The organism is Bradyrhizobium sp. LeoB3 (assembly GCF_055456055.1).
Genome location: NZ_JBVBEF010000127.1, coordinates 1 through 18,419, shown reverse-complemented (window position 1 = coordinate 18,419; position 18,419 = coordinate 1). Strand labels below are relative to the sequence as shown.

At 62.2% G+C, this 18,419-nt stretch carries 16 protein-coding genes and 2 pseudogenes; 10 read left to right on the top strand and 8 right to left on the bottom strand.

Going from position 1 to position 18,419, the window contains the following annotated elements; all coding sequences use genetic code 11:
• Together ACZXDY_RS40520 and cax are read left to right on the top strand one after the other, a co-directional pair.
• The coding region (locus ACZXDY_RS40520) for a hypothetical protein (RefSeq protein ID WP_464349340.1) at positions 1-332 on the top strand (332 nt) is incomplete at its 5' end.
• Between the two features lie 57 nt (positions 333-389).
• Positions 390-1,493 carry a calcium/proton exchanger gene (cax, locus tag ACZXDY_RS40515; RefSeq protein ID WP_464349339.1) on the top strand — a complete coding sequence of 368 codons (1,104 nt, stop codon included), beginning with the start codon at positions 390-392 and terminating at the stop codon, positions 1,491-1,493.
• Between the two features lie 37 nt (positions 1,494-1,530).
• Here the strand turns inward: cax and ACZXDY_RS40510 are convergent, their stop codons facing one another.
• Together ACZXDY_RS40510 and ACZXDY_RS40505 are read right to left on the bottom strand one after the other, a co-directional pair.
• On the bottom strand, positions 1,531-1,707 hold the full coding sequence (locus ACZXDY_RS40510) for a hypothetical protein (RefSeq protein ID WP_196237355.1): 177 nt from the start codon (positions 1,705-1,707) through the stop codon (positions 1,531-1,533).
• 72 nt (positions 1,708-1,779) lie between these two features.
• Positions 1,780-2,223 (bottom strand): hypothetical protein, encoded by a 444-nt coding sequence (locus ACZXDY_RS40505; protein WP_464349338.1) that lies wholly within the window; start codon positions 2,221-2,223, stop codon positions 1,780-1,782.
• A gap of 480 nt (positions 2,224-2,703) precedes the next feature.
• On the opposite strand from ACZXDY_RS40505, the gene ACZXDY_RS40500 reads away from it, so the two are divergent.
• Positions 2,704-3,459 (top strand): Crp/Fnr family transcriptional regulator, encoded by a 756-nt coding sequence (locus ACZXDY_RS40500; RefSeq protein ID WP_464349337.1) that lies wholly within the window; start codon positions 2,704-2,706, stop codon positions 3,457-3,459.
• 697 nt (positions 3,460-4,156) lie between these two features.
• Positions 4,157-6,115 (top strand): hybrid sensor histidine kinase/response regulator, encoded by a 1,959-nt coding sequence (locus ACZXDY_RS40495; RefSeq protein ID WP_464349336.1) that lies wholly within the window; start codon positions 4,157-4,159, stop codon positions 6,113-6,115.
• A gap of 438 nt (positions 6,116-6,553) precedes the next feature.
• On the opposite strand, the gene ACZXDY_RS40490 is transcribed toward ACZXDY_RS40495, so the two are convergent.
• From ACZXDY_RS40490 to ACZXDY_RS40470, 5 genes are all read right to left on the bottom strand, one after another.
• Positions 6,554-6,958 carry a four-helix bundle copper-binding protein gene (locus ACZXDY_RS40490; RefSeq protein ID WP_028166525.1) on the bottom strand — a complete coding sequence of 135 codons (405 nt, stop codon included), beginning with the start codon at positions 6,956-6,958 and terminating at the stop codon, positions 6,554-6,556.
• A 349-nt stretch (positions 6,959-7,307) separates the two neighbouring features.
• Entirely contained in the window at positions 7,308-8,693 is a 1,386-nt protein-coding gene (gene gor / locus ACZXDY_RS40485) for a glutathione-disulfide reductase (protein WP_464349335.1), read from the bottom strand.
• Positions 8,694-8,719: 26 nt separating this feature from the next.
• Positions 8,720-9,262 (bottom strand): DUF2059 domain-containing protein, encoded by a 543-nt coding sequence (locus ACZXDY_RS40480; protein ID WP_464349334.1) that lies wholly within the window; start codon positions 9,260-9,262, stop codon positions 8,720-8,722.
• A 25-nt stretch (positions 9,263-9,287) separates the two neighbouring features.
• Entirely contained in the window at positions 9,288-9,980 is a 693-nt protein-coding gene (gene rpiA, locus ACZXDY_RS40475) for a ribose-5-phosphate isomerase RpiA (RefSeq protein WP_464349333.1), read from the bottom strand.
• Positions 9,981-10,225: 245 nt separating this feature from the next.
• Positions 10,226-11,053: an SDR family NAD(P)-dependent oxidoreductase gene (locus ACZXDY_RS40470; protein WP_464349332.1), complete on the bottom strand. Its 828-nt coding sequence runs from the start codon at positions 11,051-11,053 to the stop codon at positions 10,226-10,228.
• A 201-nt stretch (positions 11,054-11,254) separates the two neighbouring features.
• Here ACZXDY_RS40470 and gph point away from each other — a divergent pair, with 201 nt between their 5' ends.
• The 6 genes and pseudogenes from gph (at position 11,255) to nhaD (ending at position 17,863) form a co-directional block, all read left to right on the top strand.
• Positions 11,255-11,941 (top strand): phosphoglycolate phosphatase, encoded by a 687-nt coding sequence (gph, locus tag ACZXDY_RS40465; RefSeq protein WP_130228070.1) that lies wholly within the window; start codon positions 11,255-11,257, stop codon positions 11,939-11,941.
• A gap of 151 nt (positions 11,942-12,092) precedes the next feature.
• Positions 12,093-12,566: a hypothetical protein gene (locus tag ACZXDY_RS40460; RefSeq protein WP_464349331.1), complete on the top strand. Its 474-nt coding sequence runs from the start codon at positions 12,093-12,095 to the stop codon at positions 12,564-12,566.
• 270 nt (positions 12,567-12,836) lie between these two features.
• On the top strand, positions 12,837-13,871 hold the full coding sequence (gene moaA, locus ACZXDY_RS40455; protein ID WP_464349330.1) for a GTP 3',8-cyclase MoaA: 1,035 nt from the start codon (positions 12,837-12,839) through the stop codon (positions 13,869-13,871).
• Positions 13,872-14,328: 457 nt separating this feature from the next.
• Complete coding sequence (locus ACZXDY_RS40450) at positions 14,329-14,868, top strand: TRAP transporter small permease subunit (RefSeq protein ID WP_028166533.1); 540 nt, start codon at positions 14,329-14,331, stop codon at positions 14,866-14,868.
• Complete coding sequence (locus ACZXDY_RS40445; RefSeq protein ID WP_464349329.1) at positions 14,865-16,466, top strand: TRAP transporter large permease; 1,602 nt, start codon at positions 14,865-14,867, stop codon at positions 16,464-16,466. The genes ACZXDY_RS40450 and ACZXDY_RS40445 overlap by 4 nt, the downstream gene beginning before the upstream one ends.
• Positions 16,467-16,583: 117 nt before the next feature.
• Positions 16,584-17,863 (top strand): annotated as a pseudogene (gene nhaD / locus ACZXDY_RS40440) (sodium:proton antiporter NhaD).
• Between the two features lie 367 nt (positions 17,864-18,230).
• On the opposite strand, the pseudogene ACZXDY_RS40435 reads toward nhaD, so the two are convergent.
• Positions 18,231-18,419: pseudogene (locus ACZXDY_RS40435) on the bottom strand (L,D-transpeptidase); the annotation flags it as partial.

Below are 18,419 nucleotides of genomic sequence, written 5' to 3'. Positions count from 1 at the left end.
GCAACGTTCGTGACGATCGCGACCCGCCCCTCATCCGCCGTGAGACGCGCGGAGTTAAATCACTGATTTGCCCGACGACGGAAGCGGAATGTTTTTCGCTGCAGGAGTGGACGAGGCAAATCAGGTTGAAATCGCTGGCGAATTTTTCTCCGCCGTCATTCCGGGGCGATGCGCCAGCATCGAGCCCGGAATCCATTTCACCACCGGCGCAAGTGGACGAATGGATTCCAGGCTCGCGCCAAGAGGCGCGCCCCGGAATGACGGGGGTGAGCAGCCCGTCATGCAGAGGGCATCGGGAAGCTGAAGAGTCCCGCCTTGAGCTAGATCAATAACAAACGGGGCTCTGCGCTCAGAAACGTGCCGTCGACTGCTTGCGGAGGGGTAGAACAATGAACCTTCTGCTCAAGGAAATCAGGCACAATCCGCTGCTCTGGATGCTGGTTTTCGTGCCTGTCGTGCTCGTGGTCGAAAGAACGGCGCCTTCCGCCCACACAGTCCTCTTTGTACTCGCTGTCCTGGCTATCGTACCGCTTGCCGCTCTGCTTAGTCACGCAACCGAGAGCGTTGCTGAAAAGACGGGTGATGCGATAGGTGGCCTGCTCAACGCCACGTTAGGAAATCTAACCGAGCTGATCATCGCGATAGCCGCGCTACGCGCTGGAGAGTACATGCTGGTGAAAGCATCGATCGCTGGCGCCATCGTCACCAATTCGCTGTTCATGCTGGGAGCTTCATTTCTGCTCGGCGGGCTCAGGCATCACGTTCAGGACTACAATCGCGCCGGAGGAAGGCTGTATTCGGCATTGCTGTTGATGGCTACGATCGCTCTGCTCGCACCGGCAGCGGTCGCCGACCTCGATCTGGCACGAGGCGCGGTGATGGCACAGAAGCTCAGTGCAGGCCTTGCCGTATTGCTCATACTTGCCTACGCGCTGGGCCTGCTGTTCTCGCTCAAGACGCACAAGGAACTCTTCGCGAGCGAGGATCACGGCGAGGCGGGCGGAGCTGGTTGGCCGATCGGACTAGCGATCGGCACACTCATCGTCGTCACGGTGCTGGTTGCCCTGGTGAGCGAGATATTCGTTGGTTCCGTGCAGAAGGCAGGAGAGACTTTGGGGATAAGCCCTGCGTTCGTCGGCTTCATCATCGTCGCGCTTGTCGGTGCTGCGGCGGAAATGGCGGTGGCGTTTTCTGCGGCCCGCAAGAACCGCCTCGATATGAGCGTCAGCATTGCGCTCGGAAGCGCCTCGCAGATTGCCCTGTTTGTTGCGCCGGTACTGGTGCTTCTCAGCTACGTTATCGGTCCGAAACCAATGGACCTGCAGTTCTGGCCGGGCGCCGTCACCATGGTGATGATCGCCACCGTTACATCCTGCTTCATCACCAACAGCGGACGGTCAGCATGGTTTATTGGTGCCTTGCTGCTATTCATCTACGCGATCTTCGCCATGACGCTGTATATGGTGCCACCCGGATCGCACGAGCCGATCTGAGTGACACGAACCCGCTCAACGGCCGCTGGTACCGCGCTCAATCCTGCTTGCGCCGGTTCTGATCGAGGCGAAGCCTCTGCGCCCTCATGCGCTTTATCTCCTCGTCGAGCTCCTCCATTTTTTCGCCGAACCGCTCGTTCTTCGATTTCGGCGACTCGCTGCCGCGCAGCTTTTCAAGCGCTTTCTCAACTGAGAGCTTGGGAGTGTCGGCCATGTTAGATCAACCTCAACTGAGAGCAGGCGGCAGCCGCGTTACCGAACTGCCGTCCGCAATGGGTGGTGTTCGTCAGTATCGATATCCGTAAGGATACTGACCCGGGCAGACCCAATTGCCGTAGGTGTCGTAGGAGCAGCTATTGTAGCCGCCGTAGTAGCCGTAGGCTCCGGCCGCGGCAGCTCCTACCGCTGCCGCACCGAGGCCATAGGCCGCCCCTCTCCACGCCCCGCGATATGCCGCATTGCGGTAAACCCCTCCGGCAACTGCCGCGCGGGCGACCGGGCGCCCCGCTATTGGCCGATATCCGTATCCCCGTCCGGCGACTCTGTATCCGCCGACGCGCCCGGCATGAACAGCCCCGCCCCGGAACTGGGCGCCGCGCATGCCGCCGCCATGAAATCCACCGGCACGGAGCCCTCCACCTCCACCACGGCGGGCAAAAGCGTCATCTGGAACCAAACTGGCAGCGACAAGAATGGCTGCCGCGAAGCCGATGAGACCGTAACGAGCCATGGGCATCCTCCCGATTATGGAGTGCCGTCGATCCGATAGCTCCGGCAGAGATGCCCGCGCCAACGGGGACCAGCACCATCAACAGTTTTCGTTGCGAGCCTGCATTTCGTTTGACTTAGATCAAAGCCTTCCACGAGTTCACAGCCCCATCCGCCGAGCTTGATCCAGATCAAAACGCCCCGAGGTTCTTACGAAATCGTTCATCGTGGAGGGCTAGCGCGATTTTGGATTTAGGAGCATAGTTTTAGCGTTGCTGGTGGCGTTTATTCGCGGGCGTCGGTAACCGAGAGATCGGTTGTGCTCCCGCCGGTTGCGGACGCTAAGGCGCTTCGCGAAGAGGCTGCCAAGCTACCACCACTGCGTTTCAAGCAGGACACCTTAGCGAAATGAAAGACCATCAGGCGCGGCACCGCAGCCTGGCCCCTGAAATTCTCCTCTGCAGAGAGCCGCGCGTCCGTCGAGGGAAGGAGCTTTCCCGTGATGGAGCACCCTACCAGCGTTGGTAATCGACTGTTAGCTGCACTGCCGCCGGCAGATAGTTTGCTCGCTCCCTACCTCCGAAACGTATCGCTTGAACGCGACGAGGTTCTGATACGATCGACGGAGCGAATTGAGCAGATCTATTTCCCATGCAGCGCGACGATTTCGTTCATGCTGGACATGCCCAACGGACAAACGGTGGCAACCGCTGTCATCGGGAATGAGGCAGCCGCGGGGCTGATGTCGGCGCTGGGCCCCACCCGCTCTGAGGCGACCGCGATCGTGCTCGTCGCTGGGACAGCGTTGCAGATTTCTCCGGCAAGATTTCATGCGGCCTTCAGCCACAGTGGCGCGATCAGGGATTTGGTTTGGGCCCACACCGGGGTCCTGATGACGCAATTCCAGTACGTGGGCGCCTGCAATGCGCTGCACTCGGTCGACGCCCGCTTGGCGCGGTGGCTGCTCCACATCCACGATAGAATTCATGGTGACATCCTGCCGGTGACGCAGGAGGAACTTTCGATGTTGCTCGGCGTGCGGCGAACGACCGTGACGCAGGTCGTGCACAAGCTTCGGGTGTCGCGCGCCATCCGGTCCAATCGGCGGGGTCTGATTGAGATTGACAGACCGCGGCTCGAAGCAGCGGCATGCGATTGCTACAAGGCTATGTGCCGTAGAATCGATTGCATTGTGTCGCCGCCGGAAAGGAGGCCTCACAGTCACGCCGCGCCGGGTGCACAAATTCCACGAGAGTGAGATCGCATTTTGCCCAAGTCCGGCATTGAGTCCATTTCGCCGTTCACGCTTGTGGCCTAATGGATTCTCTGATGTGCAAGAGCACATCATAGCTCGTCCCTTCGCTTTAATGGTGGCTGGACCGTCGCTTCGATTGGCCGCGCTTCTTCTTCGCGAGCAAGCGCTTCAACTTGGCCCGCAGGCGAAGAATCTCTTCGTACTGGGCGCGCAGATCGTTTCTGATCCAGGGCGCTGATGGCGGCTCATTGCGGCGGTTGCGGTTTGGCATACCGCAACCTAGTGCCAACATTTCCCGGCCGCAGCACAATACCGGAATTAAGCTTGATGCTGCGGATTCAGGTTAATTCCGGAACCAGATTTCCTCGCTTTCCATCCGCGCCAACGCAAGCAGCTCCGCATGAGCTGGGGACCGGAGGCCTGGCGGACTCACAAGGGGTGTCAATAGTCCGGCACGTCATGCGCACAGCCGCCGCCGACTCGCGCCACAACCTATATCTATGCGGCCGTCGCTAGGGGTGAACCGGACCGGTCGATCATCACTGCCTACCGGTCACGGTAAGCCGTTTGGCCGATAGCGGAACTAGCTGGAGCTACTGCTATTATTGTCAGCAACACCGCCAATCGTGTAGCGCAGAACCTGCACGGCCCCAATCACTCCGACCGAGTATGCCTCGACACGCGAGCAGCCTTCCCAAGCATGGAACACCCCGTAAACCAGATAGCGGACGCTGAACGCCTTCAACTCCTCATCGACGCTATTGTCGACTACGCCATCTACATGGTCGAGCCGGATGGCACGATCGCGAGCTGGAATTCCGGCGCCGCGCGCCTGAAGGGCTACCGCGCCGATGAAATCATCGGAAAATCGTTCTCGATGTTCTACCCACCCGAGGATCGCGACGCTGGGCTGCCAGAACGGGCGCTCGCCACCGCCCGCGAGAAAGGACGGTTCACCGCCGAAGGCTGGCGGGTGCGCAAGGACGGCAGCAGGTTCTGGGCAATGGTCGTGCTCGATGCCATCAAGGATGAACAAGGAAGGCTGCTTGGCTTCGCCAAGCTGACCCGCGACATCACCGAGCGGCAGGAGGCCCACCAGAGGCTCCTGGAGAGCGAGCAGCGCTATCGGAGGTTGATCGAGGCGGTCGTCGATTATGCGATCTTCCAGCTCGATGCTGCTGGCAACATCGTTACCTGGAACCCCGGTGCGCAGCGGATCAAGGGCTACGAGCCGGACGAGATCATCGGCCAGCATTTCTCACGCTTCTACAGCGAAGAGGATCGCGCCCTCGAGATTCCGAAGAAGGCGCTGGAGCAGGCCGCGCGCCAAGGCCGGTTCGAGGCCGAGGGCTGGCGAATCCGCAAGGATGGCTCGAAGTTCTGGGCCTCCGTCGTGATCGACAGGATCACCGACGAGAACGGCGAATTGATCGGATTTGCCAAGGTCACGCGGGACATCAGCGAGCGCAAGGAGGCCCAGGATAAGCTGGCGGAAATTCAAAGCCAGCTGGTCGCCTCGCAGAAGCTCGAAGCGGTCGGTCAGCTCAGCGGCGGCATCGCGCACGATTTCAACAACCTCTTGATGATCGTGATGGGCAATCTCGAAACCGCCGAACGCCATCTCAAGCAGGTTCCGGCCAACAGCAGCATCCAACGCGCGCTCGCTCACGCCAAGCGCGGCGCCCAACGTGCGGCCGCGCTGACCAGCAGGCTGCTCGCTTTCTCGCGCCGTCAGGCGCTTGACCCCAGGTCGATCAACCTCAACAACTTCCTGGCCGGCCTGCAGGACTTCCTGCAGCGGACCCTTGGTGAGCGGATCGAAGTGCAGACCGTCGGCAGCGCCGGCCTCTGGCAGGTGGAGGTCGATCCCAACCACCTGGAATCGGCGCTCGTCAACCTCGCGATCAACGCGCGCGATGCCATGCCGGAGGGCGGCAAGCTCACGATCGAAGCGGTGAACGTCGCCGCCGACGAGGAATATTGCTCACGCAATCCCGAGCTGACGCCGGGCCAGTATGTGGTCGTATGCGTCACCGACAACGGCGTGGGCATGAACCAGGACGTGCTGCATCACGCCTTCGAGCCCTTCTTCACGACAAAGGAAGCCGGCCACGGCACGGGCCTCGGTCTCAGCCAAGTCTACGGATTCGTCAAGCAGTCGGGCGGACACGTCAAGATCTACAGCGAGGTGGGACAGGGAACAACCATCAAGATGTATTTCCCGCGCCACCATGGCGCGGTCATGGAAGCGGAAGAGATCAGCGAGCCTTTCGCCGAAGGCGACACGGTTGAGACAATCCTTGTTGTTGAGGACGACGAAGATCTCCGCGCCTATGTAGGTGAGCTGCTGCGCGACCTGAACTATCGCGTGCTCACCGCTCCAAGCGCGCAAGCGGCGCTCACGCTGCTGCTGCAGGATCAGCCGCACATCAATCTCATGCTGACGGACGTGGTGATGCCCGGCATGAACGGCAGGGAACTGGGCAAACGAGCGATCCAAATCCGGCCGGAACTCAAAATCCTCTATATGACCGGCTATTCGCGCAACGCCATTGTGCACCAAGGCCGGCTGGATCAAGGGGTCGATCTCCTGGAAAAGCCCGTATCCCAAGCAAAGCTTGCTTTGCGCGTCCGCGAGATACTCGACCGCCCCGGTTAGCCGGATACGGACAGGCTCTCGGATGGCGGCTGGCGGGAGCCCCCGCAGCGCGGCCGATGCTCCTGGCAGGTGAGATTTCTCCCCGCTATGGGCCCAAGGTGGCCTTTCGCGTAACGTGGTGAGGCTGACGGACAGTCGAGCGCTTCGCGCGTGAAGCGGCCACCGCGCACGACGAATCCTCCCAGATCAATTCGGTGCAGCGACCACACTCGAATATCCGAATACGCTCTCTTTTCTCCATGTCCCAAACTGTCTCCACGTGCGTCAGCGGCAGATGACAGTTTGGACAGCTCCATATGATGGACAGGGCGAGCATGTGGTCCTCGCCGCTCTGCTCGAAACCAAAACTCCTGTTCTGATAAGCCAATACCGGCCGCTTCGTTCCTGCGGCAAGGCGATGAGCAGCCGCGTCGACAGATGGCTGTCGGGTCAGTTCCGTCAATGCGCCATGCTGCGTCCGGCCTCGTCACAGGCCTGCATGCAGCGGCGGCAGGCGTCGGCGCAGATGCGGCAATGCTCGTGCTCGCCTGCGTGCTTCTGGCATTCGTCGGCGCAGAGCCGGCAGGCAGCGGCGCAAGTGTGCAGCATGCGGCGGATCATTTCGTCGTCCCAGCCGGTCTGACGGGTGGCCATCCTGCCGGTGATATTGCAGACGTCTGCGCAGTCGAGATTGAGGCGGATGCATTGCGTCAGCGACTTGACCATGTCCTCGGCGAGGCAGGCGTCGGCGCAAGACGTGCAGATCTGGGCGCAGGAATAGCATTCCTCGATGCAGCGGACGAGCAGGCCATCGCCCTGGCCATGGGCCCGTGGGTGCCGACTGATCATTTCCTGGACTTGCATGGAACTCTCCGCAGGTTTTGAGGGGCTTCCTCGTTCGCCTAATCGCCGAACTCCGGAAAGGTTCTTGAGCGCTTGCTGGCGCGGAGGCGCCGCCGCGGAAGCAAAATGCGTCGCATGGGCATTCAAGTTTCCGGTGTCATGGCCGGATCGCCCCCGCTGCGCACCGTGTTCGGAGGGCTGTGGGCGGTGCGCAGCCTTGTGCAGTGAGACGGGAGCGTTGCCCCTCCGCCCTCGTCATTCCGGGATGCGTGCGCAGCACGCAGGGCCGGAATCCATCGGACCGCGGACGCGAATGGCAAGACGGATTTCGGGCTCGCGCTTCGCGCGCCCCGGAATGACGAGCGGAGTACTACTCCGCGGCCTGCCTGACGTACCGCGCGCTTGGCGTGCGCATGGTCACGAGTTCTTCGGCGGCGGTGGGGTGTAGCGCGATGGTCGCGTCGAAGTCGGCCTTGGTCGCTTTCATCTTCACCGCGATCGCGACCACCTGGATGGTCTCGGCGGCGCAATCGCCGACGATGTGACAGCCAAGCACGCGGTCGCTTACGCCGTCGACCACGAGCTTCATCAGCACGCGGGTATCGCGGCCTGACATCGTCGCCTTGATGGGTCGGAAACTGGTCTTGTAGATGTCGACGTGGCTGAATTGCGCGCGCGCCTCGGCCTCCGTCAGACCCACGGTGCCGACCTCCGGCTGCGAGAACACCGCGGTCGGAATGCTGGCGTGGTCGACCTGGACCGGGCGCTTGCCGAACACGGTGTCGGCGAAGGCGTGGCCCTCGCGGATCGCGACCGGCGTCAGGTTGTGGCGATGGGTGACGTCGCCGATGGCGTAGATGTTCGGCACCGAGCTTTTCGACCAGGCATCGACCGCGATGCCGCCATTGTCCGGATTGATGGCGACGCCCGCCTTCTCCAGGCCGAGATTGGCGACGTTCGGATGCCGGCCGATCGCGAACATCACCTTCTCGGAGGCGAGGCTCGAGCCGTTGGACAGATGCGTGGTGAATTCCTTGCCGTGACGATCGACCTTGGTAACGGTGCAGCCGGTCAGGATGGTGATGCCGCGCTTCTCCATCTCGGCGCGCACATGCTCTCGGACGTCCTCGTCGAAGCCGCGCAGGATGTTGTCGCCGCGGTAGATCACGGTGACGTCCGAGCCGAAGCCGGCGAAGATGCCGGCGAATTCCAGCGCGATGTAGCCGCCGCCCTGGATCACGATGCGCCGCGGCAATTCGGGAAGGTGAAACGCCTCGTTGGACGAGATCACGTGCTCGATACCGGGAATCACGGGCCCATGGTTGGGCGCGCCGCCGGTCGCAATCAGCACGTACTTGGCCTTGACCGTCTCGCCGGTCGCAAGACGCAGCGTGTGCGCGTCCTCGAAGATTGCCCGCGTCTTGACGATATGCGCGCCGGATTTTTCGACATTGGTGGTATAGGCCGCCTCCAGCCGCGCAATTTCCTTGTCCTTGTTGGCGACGAGCGTCGGCCAGTCGAACGAGGCTTGCGGGATGGTCCAGCCGAAGCCGGCGGCATCCTCGATCTCCTGCTGGACGTGCGAGCCGATCACGAACAGCTTTTTCGGCACGCAGCCGCGGATCACGCAGGTACCGCCCATCCGGTACTCTTCGGCGACCATGACCTTGGCACCATGGCCGGCGGCGATACGGGCGGCGCGAACCCCGCCCGAACCGCCCCCGATGACGAACAGATCGACGTCGTATTCAGCCATGGCGCTCTATGTCCTACTCCAGAGAATTAGATCTCCTTGCCGCGCTTGCGCATCTCGGCCCGGAACTGGGCGTTCACAGTCTCGGCGAACTGCTGCGCCCACTGGTTCATATAGGACATCGAGAACTGGATTGCCCGGGGCTCGCTGGCGAGCAGCTTCTGGCCCAGCGGCGACTTGTAGAAGGTGACGAGGTCCTTCAGTTCCTGCTCGGTGAATTCGTTGGCATAGACCTTGGCCATGCCATCGCCGATCTCCTGCTCGCGGCCGGCCAGGTTCTTGGCGACGATGGTGGCGACCTCGTTGAGGTCCTTCTGGTAGTTGAGGTTGGACTGCAGCAGGCTTTCCTTGGTCTGCAGCACGATGTTGGGAACGGCGTTGGCGTACATCGCGCTCGCGTTCTTCATCTTGAGGATTTCCTTGGCCGCTGCGATCGCCGCCGGCGAGCCTTCCTTCAGCGCGGGCGCCGCCGCGGGAGCCGGCGCCTTCTGCTGCGCGCTCACCGATACGGCGGTCAGGGCCACAGCCAATCCGAGGCCCGTGGCCGACAAAATCCGTGCAAAGCTCGTCATTCTAATTCTCCCAGAATTTACGGCGTCAGCGCCGTTCAACAACGCGAATTCCCTGCGCGCCCGCCAGCACGACCGTGCCGGCGAGACCGATGAACAACCCGTGCTCGACAACGCCCGGGATCACGCTCAGCAGTCCCGCCAGGCGCGGCGCATCCCCTATCCGTCCCAGATGGGCGTCGACAATCCAGTGGCCGCCATCGGTGACAAAAACGTGGCCATCCTTGGCCGTCCGCGGCACCATCTGGCCGGCAACGCCGGCCTCCGCAAAGGCCTTGGCGATCGCCGCCTTGGTCGCCGCGAGGCCGAACGGGATCACCTCGATCGGCAGCGGGAAACGGCCGAGAGGATCCACCCATTTGCTCTCATCGGCGATCACGACCATGCGATCGGATGCGGCCGCCACGATCTTCTCGCGGAGCAGCGCGCCACCGCCGCCCTTGATCAGGTTGAGCGCGGGATCGACCTCGTCGGCGCCGTCGACCGTGAGATCGAGATGGTCGATCTCGTCCAGTGTGGCGAGCGCAATTCCGCAGGCTTCCGCCTGCGCGCGGGTCGCCTCCGAGGTCGGCACGCCCACGACCTTCATGCCACCGCGCACCTTCTCGCCGAGCAGGTCGACGAAATGCTTGGCGGTCGACCCGGTGCCGAGCCCGAGCTTCATGCCGTCGCGCACCTCTTGCAGGGCGCGCGCGGCGGCCTGTCGTTTCAATCCGTCCATGTCCACGTGCGACGATTTCCCAGAACTTGTTCGCGGGACCAGTTGTCAAGGCTTGGGAGCGGCCCCATCCCCGCTCCGGCGGCGCATATCTAGCCGCCTTTTGCGCGCAGGGACAGCGCCAATAGTGCCTTATACGGCCGCGCAATGCAGTTTTAATATTCGATCAGAACCCGGCGCCAGTGCGCTGTTTTTCCGCGCTTTCTTCCGGCGACGCGACGCTTCGTCCTCTACCGAAAGATTAACTTTCAGACCTCGTCCATCGCGGCCAGGATCGCGCCAAACCGAGTCTCGACCTCGGCCCGCATGCCGGGATGGGTAAATACATAGAGGCGATCCTCTCGTATGGCGGCAAGGACGCGTGCGGCAACATCGGCCGGATCGATGCCGGCCTCAAGCTGCCGCGCGATCTCCGCGACCATGGCGGCCGCCGGGCTGTCGGGCTCAAGCACAGGTGTCGGACCGTAGCGCGGAGGGCGGTTGCGTCCGCTCTCGCCGATCCGGGTCCGCACGAAGCTCGGGCACAGCACGCTGACGCCGATGCCAAGCGGCTTGAGCCGCAGGGCCAGCCCCTCGGACATGCTGACGACCGCGAACTTCGTCGCCGAGTAAGGGCTGAAGCCAAGGCCGCCGTTTATCCCCGCCATCGAGGCGGTGTTGACGATGTGCCCGCCCTCGCCGTGCTTGCGCATGTGCGGCAGGAAGCTTGCGATGCCATGCACGACGCCCATCAGGTTGACATCGATCACCCAGCGCCAGCTCTCGAGCGAGATCGCGTCGATGCCGCCGCCGGCGGCGACGCCGGCATTGTTGCAGACAATGTGGACATTGCCGAACGCATCGAACGCGGCGCCGGCGGCGTCCTCGACGCTTGCGGGATCGGCGACATCGCAGAGCGTGCCTCTGACGCTCGAGCCAAACTCAGCCAGACTTTTGACGGCGCGTTCGAGCGCGTCCGCCTCGATATCGGCGAGCATCACCTTCATGCCGGCCTCCGCGAACGCACGACCAAGCGCAAGGCCGATGCCGCTGGCCCCGCCGGTGACAAAGGCTGTTCTGCCGTCAAGTTCACGCATGGACGCCCTCCCATCGATCATGATCCGACGTAATCGGATCATGATCTCATCTTTTTGTTTGAGCATGATCTTCCCGCGTAAACGCTTCGCGTTTGTCGCGAGGGAAAAACCGGTCTCCACTTTTCCGGATCATGCTCTATGCGCAGCGAAGTCCGCCCTCTTCTCTTGCATGACGGCGCCGGAAACGATAGCCAAAGGAGGATGAACTCTCCCGGCATTGTCGTTTTCGATCTCGACGGTACCCTCGTCGATACCGCGCCCGACCTGATCAGCGCGCTCAATTACGTGCTGGACCGCGAGGGCTTGGCCCCGATGCCGCTGCAATCGGCGCGGACCATGATCGGCGGCGGAGCACGCAGATTGATCGAGCGCGCGCTCGAGGTCGAGGGCCGCCAGATCAGCACGGACGACGTCAGCCGGCTGACCAAGGATTTCATCGACTATTACGCCGCCCATATCGCCAACGAATCGCGCCCGTTCGAAGGCCTGGAAAACGCCCTGGACGAACTCGCCGCGCAGGGGTTCCGCTTTGCGGTCTGCACCAACAAGCTCGAATTCCTGTCAAAGCTCCTGCTCGATCAGCTCGGCCTGAGCGGCCGGTTTGCTGCAATCTGCGGCGCGGACACCTTCGGAATCTCCAAACCGGATCCCGCGATCCTCCGGCAAACGGTGGCGCGGGCGGAGGGACAGCTATCCTCCGCAATCATGGTCGGCGATGGCGGGCCGGATGTCGGGGTCGCCCGACGGGCAGGTATCCCGGTGATCGGGGTCGAATTCGGCTATACCGAGATACCTATTGCCGAATTGAAGCCGGATCGGCTGATCGGCCATATGCGGGAGCTGCCGGCGGCCGTCGACAGCCTCGCCAGGGCTGTGAATATCTCTTAACCTACTGAGATAACGTTGCTTTTCTGCAACGCCACGCATCCTTATTAACCATCGATTAGCGAATTCGCCCTGCGCCGTTGCGCCGCAGTGCCCACCCTCCTATGGTCCGGCCGGGGATTGTGGCTCTCAGCCACAGTTAGGTGGATCAATCATGCGTCGTGTCATCGCGATTGCCGTCGCCGGGGCAAGCCTGGCGGGCTGTTCGTCTTTTTCTTGGGATTCGTTCAAGTCGGCGCCTGCGCCGGTCCAGGTTCAGCTCGAATCGACGCCTCCGGGCGCGGACGCGGTGACCTCGGTCGGACCGGCCTGCAAAACGCCCTGCACCGTCTCGGTGGCAGCGCCCGACAGTGGCTTCTCCGTCACCTTCAACCTGCCGAAGTATGAATCGGCCACGGTTCCGGTCACGGTGGTCCGCAACCCCGGCGACCTCACCACCGCGGCATCGACCGTCGTCGATCCAAATCCCGTGGTTGCGGAACTGAAGCCCACGGCTCCGCCGCCCAAGGCGCGCAAGCCACGGCCGAAGCGGCCGAAGCCGGCCGCCGCTGCGGCAGCCCCCGCAGCCGAGCCGGCCACCGCTGCCGGTACGCCTTTCCCGGATCCGAACGCGCCGGTGCAGCGCTAGAGCATATTCGGTTCTGATTGAATCAGAACCGAAGCTCCAGATTGTTGTTTTGACGCGTTTTCTGCGCGGATAAGTCTACGCAATCTGCGTAAACTTGATTGCTATGCGGACCGGCGTCCACTTCGCTCGAAAACGCTCTAAATTACACGTTCGCACTGCACTATTTGACGGCGCGCATTGTCGGACGGTAACAAGCTGCCTAGATTGTGCTCGCGGAGCCACTTCCCTTTCGTCCGGCTCCGTCGAGCAAGGCGTTGGCAAGGCGTGTGAATGAGCGCAATTTCGCTTCCCCCCTCCGAATCCCTGTTCCGTCCGATGACCGATCCGTTCGGCCGGACGATCCGCTACCTGCGCGTCTCCGTCACCGACCGCTGTGACCTGCGCTGCTTCTACTGCATGTCGGAAGACATGACCTTTCTTCCGAAAGCCGATCTCCTGACGCTGGAAGAGCTCGACCGGCTGTGCTCGGCCTTCATCGCCAAGGGCGTGCGCAAGCTCCGCCTCACCGGCGGGGAGCCCCTGGTGCGGCGCAACGTGATGACGCTGGTGCGCTCGCTGTCGCGGCATCTTGCCAGCGGCGCGCTCGATGAATTGACGCTGACCACCAACGGCTCACAGCTCGCGCGCTTCGCCGGCGAACTCGCCGATTGCGGCGTGCGCCGTATCAACGTCTCCCTCGACACGCTCGATGCCGACAGGTTCCGCGCGATCACGCGCTGGGGCGACATCGACAAGGTCCTGGCCGGGATCGAGGCGGCACGGGCCGCGGGGCTTGCGGTCAAGATCAACGCGGTGGCGCTCAAGAACATGAACGAGGACGAGATCCCCTCGCTGATGCAGTGGGCGCACAGCAAGGGCATGGCGCTGACCTTGATCGAGGTGATGCCGATGGGCGATATCGGCGCCGGCCGTATCGATCAGTATGTGCCGCTGTCGCTTCTCCGCGCGCGGCTGGAAAAGCAATTCACGCTGACCGATCTCGAAGAGAGCACCGGCGGCCCTGCCCGCTATGTCCGGGTCAGCGAGACCGGCGGCAAGCTCGGCTTCATCACGCCGATGACCCACAATTTCTGCGAATCCTGCAACCGCGTGCGCATCACCTGCACCGGCACGCTGCACACCTGCCTTGGCCACGAGGATGCCTCCGATTTGCGCAAACCGCTGCGCGCGTCGGCAGACAACGAGCTCTTGTCGGCCGCGATCGACCGCGCCATCGGGTTGAAGCCGAAGGGGCACGATTTCATCATTGATCGCCGCCACAACCGCCCCAGCGTCAGCCGGCATATGAGCGTCACCGGCGGCTGAGGGCCGCCCGCCTCCATTTCGGCCCAGAACTCGTTGAGATGAGGTCGAATTGTGTCCGCCATGGACGCTGCCTCTCTTCACCTCTCCCGAAGGGAGAGGTGAACTTGCGGCCAGGCCGATTCAACCAAATGACATCACTGCTCTAGCGGGCCCTTCACTGAAAAGCTCCCGGGATTCACCAAGCCCATGCAGCGGCTTGGGGCCGCGTCAATTTGCCCATTTTCCAATTGACCTTATCACCCCACGCTGAAATGGTGCGGCAGCTTTCACGCCAGCTCGGCCGGACAGGCCGCTGCCCTACCCGGTGCAGCCAAGACGGCAGAAGCACACCGACGGGGAGGACTGGCATTGCAATCGCTCGTAGAGGTGAGCTTTGGCACCACGCGCGTTGGCGCGGTGGCGTAGCGATGCTCGTTGACACAAACGGCGCGCGTTTGGCGCAGCCGCGGAGACCATAATGCGCCCTTTGATGGGATTGAGTACAGCCATCGACCGGCTCAATGAGAAGATCGGCTATATCTGCAACCTCCTGGTGCTGATTGCCTGTCTCGTCAGCGCCGGCAATGCGATGATCCGCTACGCCTTTTCCTATAGCTCGAACGGCTGGCTCGAAGCGCAGTGGTACATGTTCGCCGTCCTCGTGATGTTCGGCGCGTCCTACACCTTCAAGCGCAATGAGCATGTCCGGGTCGAGATCTTCTATCTCATGCTGTCCGAACGCGGCCAGCTCTGGCTCGACCTGATCGGCACGCTGTTCTTCCTGATCCCGGCCTGCCTGCTGCTCGCCTATTTGTCCTGGCCATTCTTCTACCAGTCCTATGCGGTCGGCGAGATCTCAAGCAATGCCGGCGGCCTGGTCCGCTGGCCAATCAAGTTCGTCATTCCGGCGGGTTTCGTGATGCTGGCGTTGCAAGGCGTCTCGGAGGTGATCAAGCGCATCGCGGCGCTGCAGGGCTATGTGACGATCGACGCGAAGTACGAGAGGCCGACCCAATGATTACGCTGGAGATGATGCCGCCACTGATGTTCGGTGGCATGATCATAGCCATGCTGATCGGCTACCCCGTGGCATTCACGCTGGCCGCAGTCGGGCTTTCGTTCGGATTTCTCTCGATCTATCTCGGCTTCTTCGACCTCAACTTCCTGCAGGCGATCCCCGGCCGCATCTTCGGCAGCGTGCTGTCCAATGAGCTGCTGCTCGCGATCCCCTTCTTCACCTTCATGGGCGCGATCCTGGAACGGTGCGGGCTTGCGGAGGACATGCTGGATTCGATGGGCCAGTTGTTCGGCCCGATCCGCGGCGGCCTCGGCTATTCCGTCATCATCGTCGGCTTCATCCTGGGCGCGATCACCGGCACGGTGGCGGCGCAGGTGATCGCGATGGCGCTGATCTCGATGCCGGTGATGATCCGCTATGGCTACAACATACGCTACATCACCGGCGTGCTGGCGGCCTCCGGCACCATCACCCAACTGGTGCCGCCGTCGCTGGTCCTGATCGTGCTCGCCGACCAGCTCGGCAAATCGGTCGGCGACATGTATCTCGGCGCCTGGGGGCCGTCGATCTTCCAGATCCTCCTGTTCGCCAGCTACACCTTCGTGCTGGGCATCATCAAGCCGAGCCACGTGCCGGCGGTGCCAAAGGAAGCGCGCACGCTGACCGGCTGGGCGCTATGGAAGAAATGCCTGCTCGGCATCATCCCATCCGCGGTGCTGATCTTCGTCGTGCTCGGCACCATGATGATGGGCCTTGCGACCCCGACCGAAGCCGGCGCCATGGGCGCGGTCGGCGCCATCGTGCTCGCCGCGATCCACCACAAGGATTTCAGCTCGACCGGCCACAAGGTGATGATCGCCGGCGTCATCGCCGCAGGCATCGGCACCATCGTCGCGATCCTCTACAGCGAGAACCTGATCTTCAAGATCATGTTCGCCATCACCTATCTTGCGGTGGTCTGGATCTGCCTCGAGGCGGTGCGCATTCCCGACCTGCGCGACCTGATCAAGCAGGGCTATGAGACCACCATGCGCATCACCTGCATGGTCACCTTCATCCTGATCGGCTCGACCTGTTTCTCGGTCGTGTTCCTCGGCGTCTCCGGAGGCGTCTGGCTCGAGCACCATCTGACATCGCTGCCCGGCGGCGTGTGGGGCTTCCTGATCTTCATCAACCTCTTCATCTTCTTCCTGGCCTTCTTCCTCGACTTCTTCGAGATCGCCTTCATCATCCTGCCGATGATCGCGCCGATCGCGCAGAAGATCCTGGCGCCGGTCGTCGGCCCCGATGCCGCCCTGATCTGGTTCGGCGTCATGCTCTGCGTGAACATGCAGACGTCGTTCCTGCATCCGCCGTTCGGCTTCGCGCTGTTCTATCTGCGCGGCGTGGCGCCGAAGGAAGTGAAGAGCTCCGACATCTATTGGGGCGCGATGCCCTGGATCGGACTGCAGGCGATCATGGTAGCGCTGGTGATCGCCTTCCCGATCACGGTGACGGCCCTGCTCGACAAGCCGCTCGACGTCGACCTGACCAAGGTGAAAATCGAGGTGCCGCAGATCGACCTGCCGCCGCTCGATTTTGGTCAGCCCAAGAATTGAACTGGCGAACTGATCTGGCCGTGCCCTTCCGGAGGGTGCGCGGGCAAATAGCCGCGGCGAAGCTGCTGGACGGCTGCCGATCGGGATCGGTATGGACGGGCTTGGGGGGATCAGGTCTTGTTGGCCGCAATCGTCGCGATCTTTGTCGTCGCCTACGCCGCGATCGCGCTGGAACACCCGATCGGGATCAACAAGTCAGCCTCCGCATTGCTGGGCGCCGGACTGCTCTGGACGGTGTACGCCGTCGCGAGCGGCGACGCGGCCCTGATCGACAAGCAGCTCAACGAATCCGTCTCCACGACCGCGCAGATCGTCTTCTTCCTGCTCGGCGCCATGACGATCGTCGAGGTGATCGATGCCCATAACGGCTTTGAAGTCATCACCTCGCTGATCCGCACCAGGAAGCAAGTCACCCTGATGTGGCTGGTCGGCTTCGTAACTTTTTCCTGAGTGCGATCCTGGACAATCTGACGACCACGATCGTGATGATATCGCTGATGCGGAAGCTGCTCGACGATGCAGACGATCGCCTGTTCTTCGCCTCCATGATCGTGATCGCGGCCAATGCAGGCGGCGCATGGTCGCCGATCGGCGACGTGACGACCACGATGCTGTGGATCGGCGGACAGATCACGCCGCTCGCGATCATCAAGGGGGTCTTCCTCGCTTCGCTGATCAACTTGATCGTCCCCCTCCTCGTCGTCTGCTATTTCTTGCGGGGCAAGGAAATTCCAGCGCTCGCAGAGGTGGAGCGTGAGACGCCCGAGACGAGCGTCTTCGAGCGCAACGTGATGTTCTACCTCGGCCTCGGCATCCTGATCGCGGTGCCCGCCTTCAAGGCCGTGACGCACCTGCCGCCGTTCATGGGAATCCTTTTTGGACTGGGCATCCTCTGGACGGTTGGCGAACTGATCCATCGACACAAGGAGCAAGTCGAAAAGGAGCATCTCACCCTCCTCCACGCGCTGACGCGGATCGACATGGGCTCGATCGTCTTCTTCGTCGGGATCTTGCTGTCGGTCGCAGCGCTCGAGCACACCCATGTTCTGGAAATACTGGCCAGGTGGCTGGATGCGACCATCGGGCGCCAGGACATCATCGTCATCGCGCTCGGGCTTCTCAGCGCCGTCATCGACAACGTGCCGCTGGTGGCGGCGACGATGGGCATGTACAGCCTGACGCAGCATCCCGCCGACAGCTTCCTGTGGGAGTTCATCGCTTACTGCGCCGGCACCGGCGGATCGATCCTGATCATCGGCTCGGCGGCAGGCGTCGCCGCGATGGGCTTGGAGAAGATCCACTTCTTCTGGTACGTCCGCCGCATCAGCGGCCTTGCCTTGCTCGGCTATTTCGCCGGCGCCGCCGCCTACATCATCCAGTACCGCCTGCTTCACTAGAGCATTTTTCGGTTCTGATTGAATCAGAACCGACGCTCTAGATTCTTGTTTTGACGCGTTTTCTTCACGCGAACCGGTATCCACTTCGCTCGAAAACGCTCTAACCCCGTAGCCGGGGTGGAGCGAAGCGCAACCCGGGACATCTGCATCAACATCTGCGGCCAGTCCCGGGTTACGCTAGCGCTTCACCCGGCCTACGGCACTTGGATTCATAAGTCGCTTGGCTTGGTTTACGTCTGCTCAACCGCCCATAGCGGCGTGATAGCAGACATTCCAGAACTACCGCTCAGGACCAGACACTCACTTGAAAGCGACGACTTGAATCGCCTCCTTGTCCTCAGTTGCAGACCGAGGACGGAGGACTGAGTTACTGGACCTCGGCGATCTTCGGTTCAGATGACAGCATCTGCGCGTTGGTTGCCGAGGGCCGGTTCGACGGCGATGCCGGGTCCGGCGATCGGAAAGCAGCGTCGGGCGCTCCCTGGGATGGTCGACGGGCAGCGGTTGCCGGAAGCACGATCACTTTCGCTCCGACTTTCACCCGCTCATAAAGGTC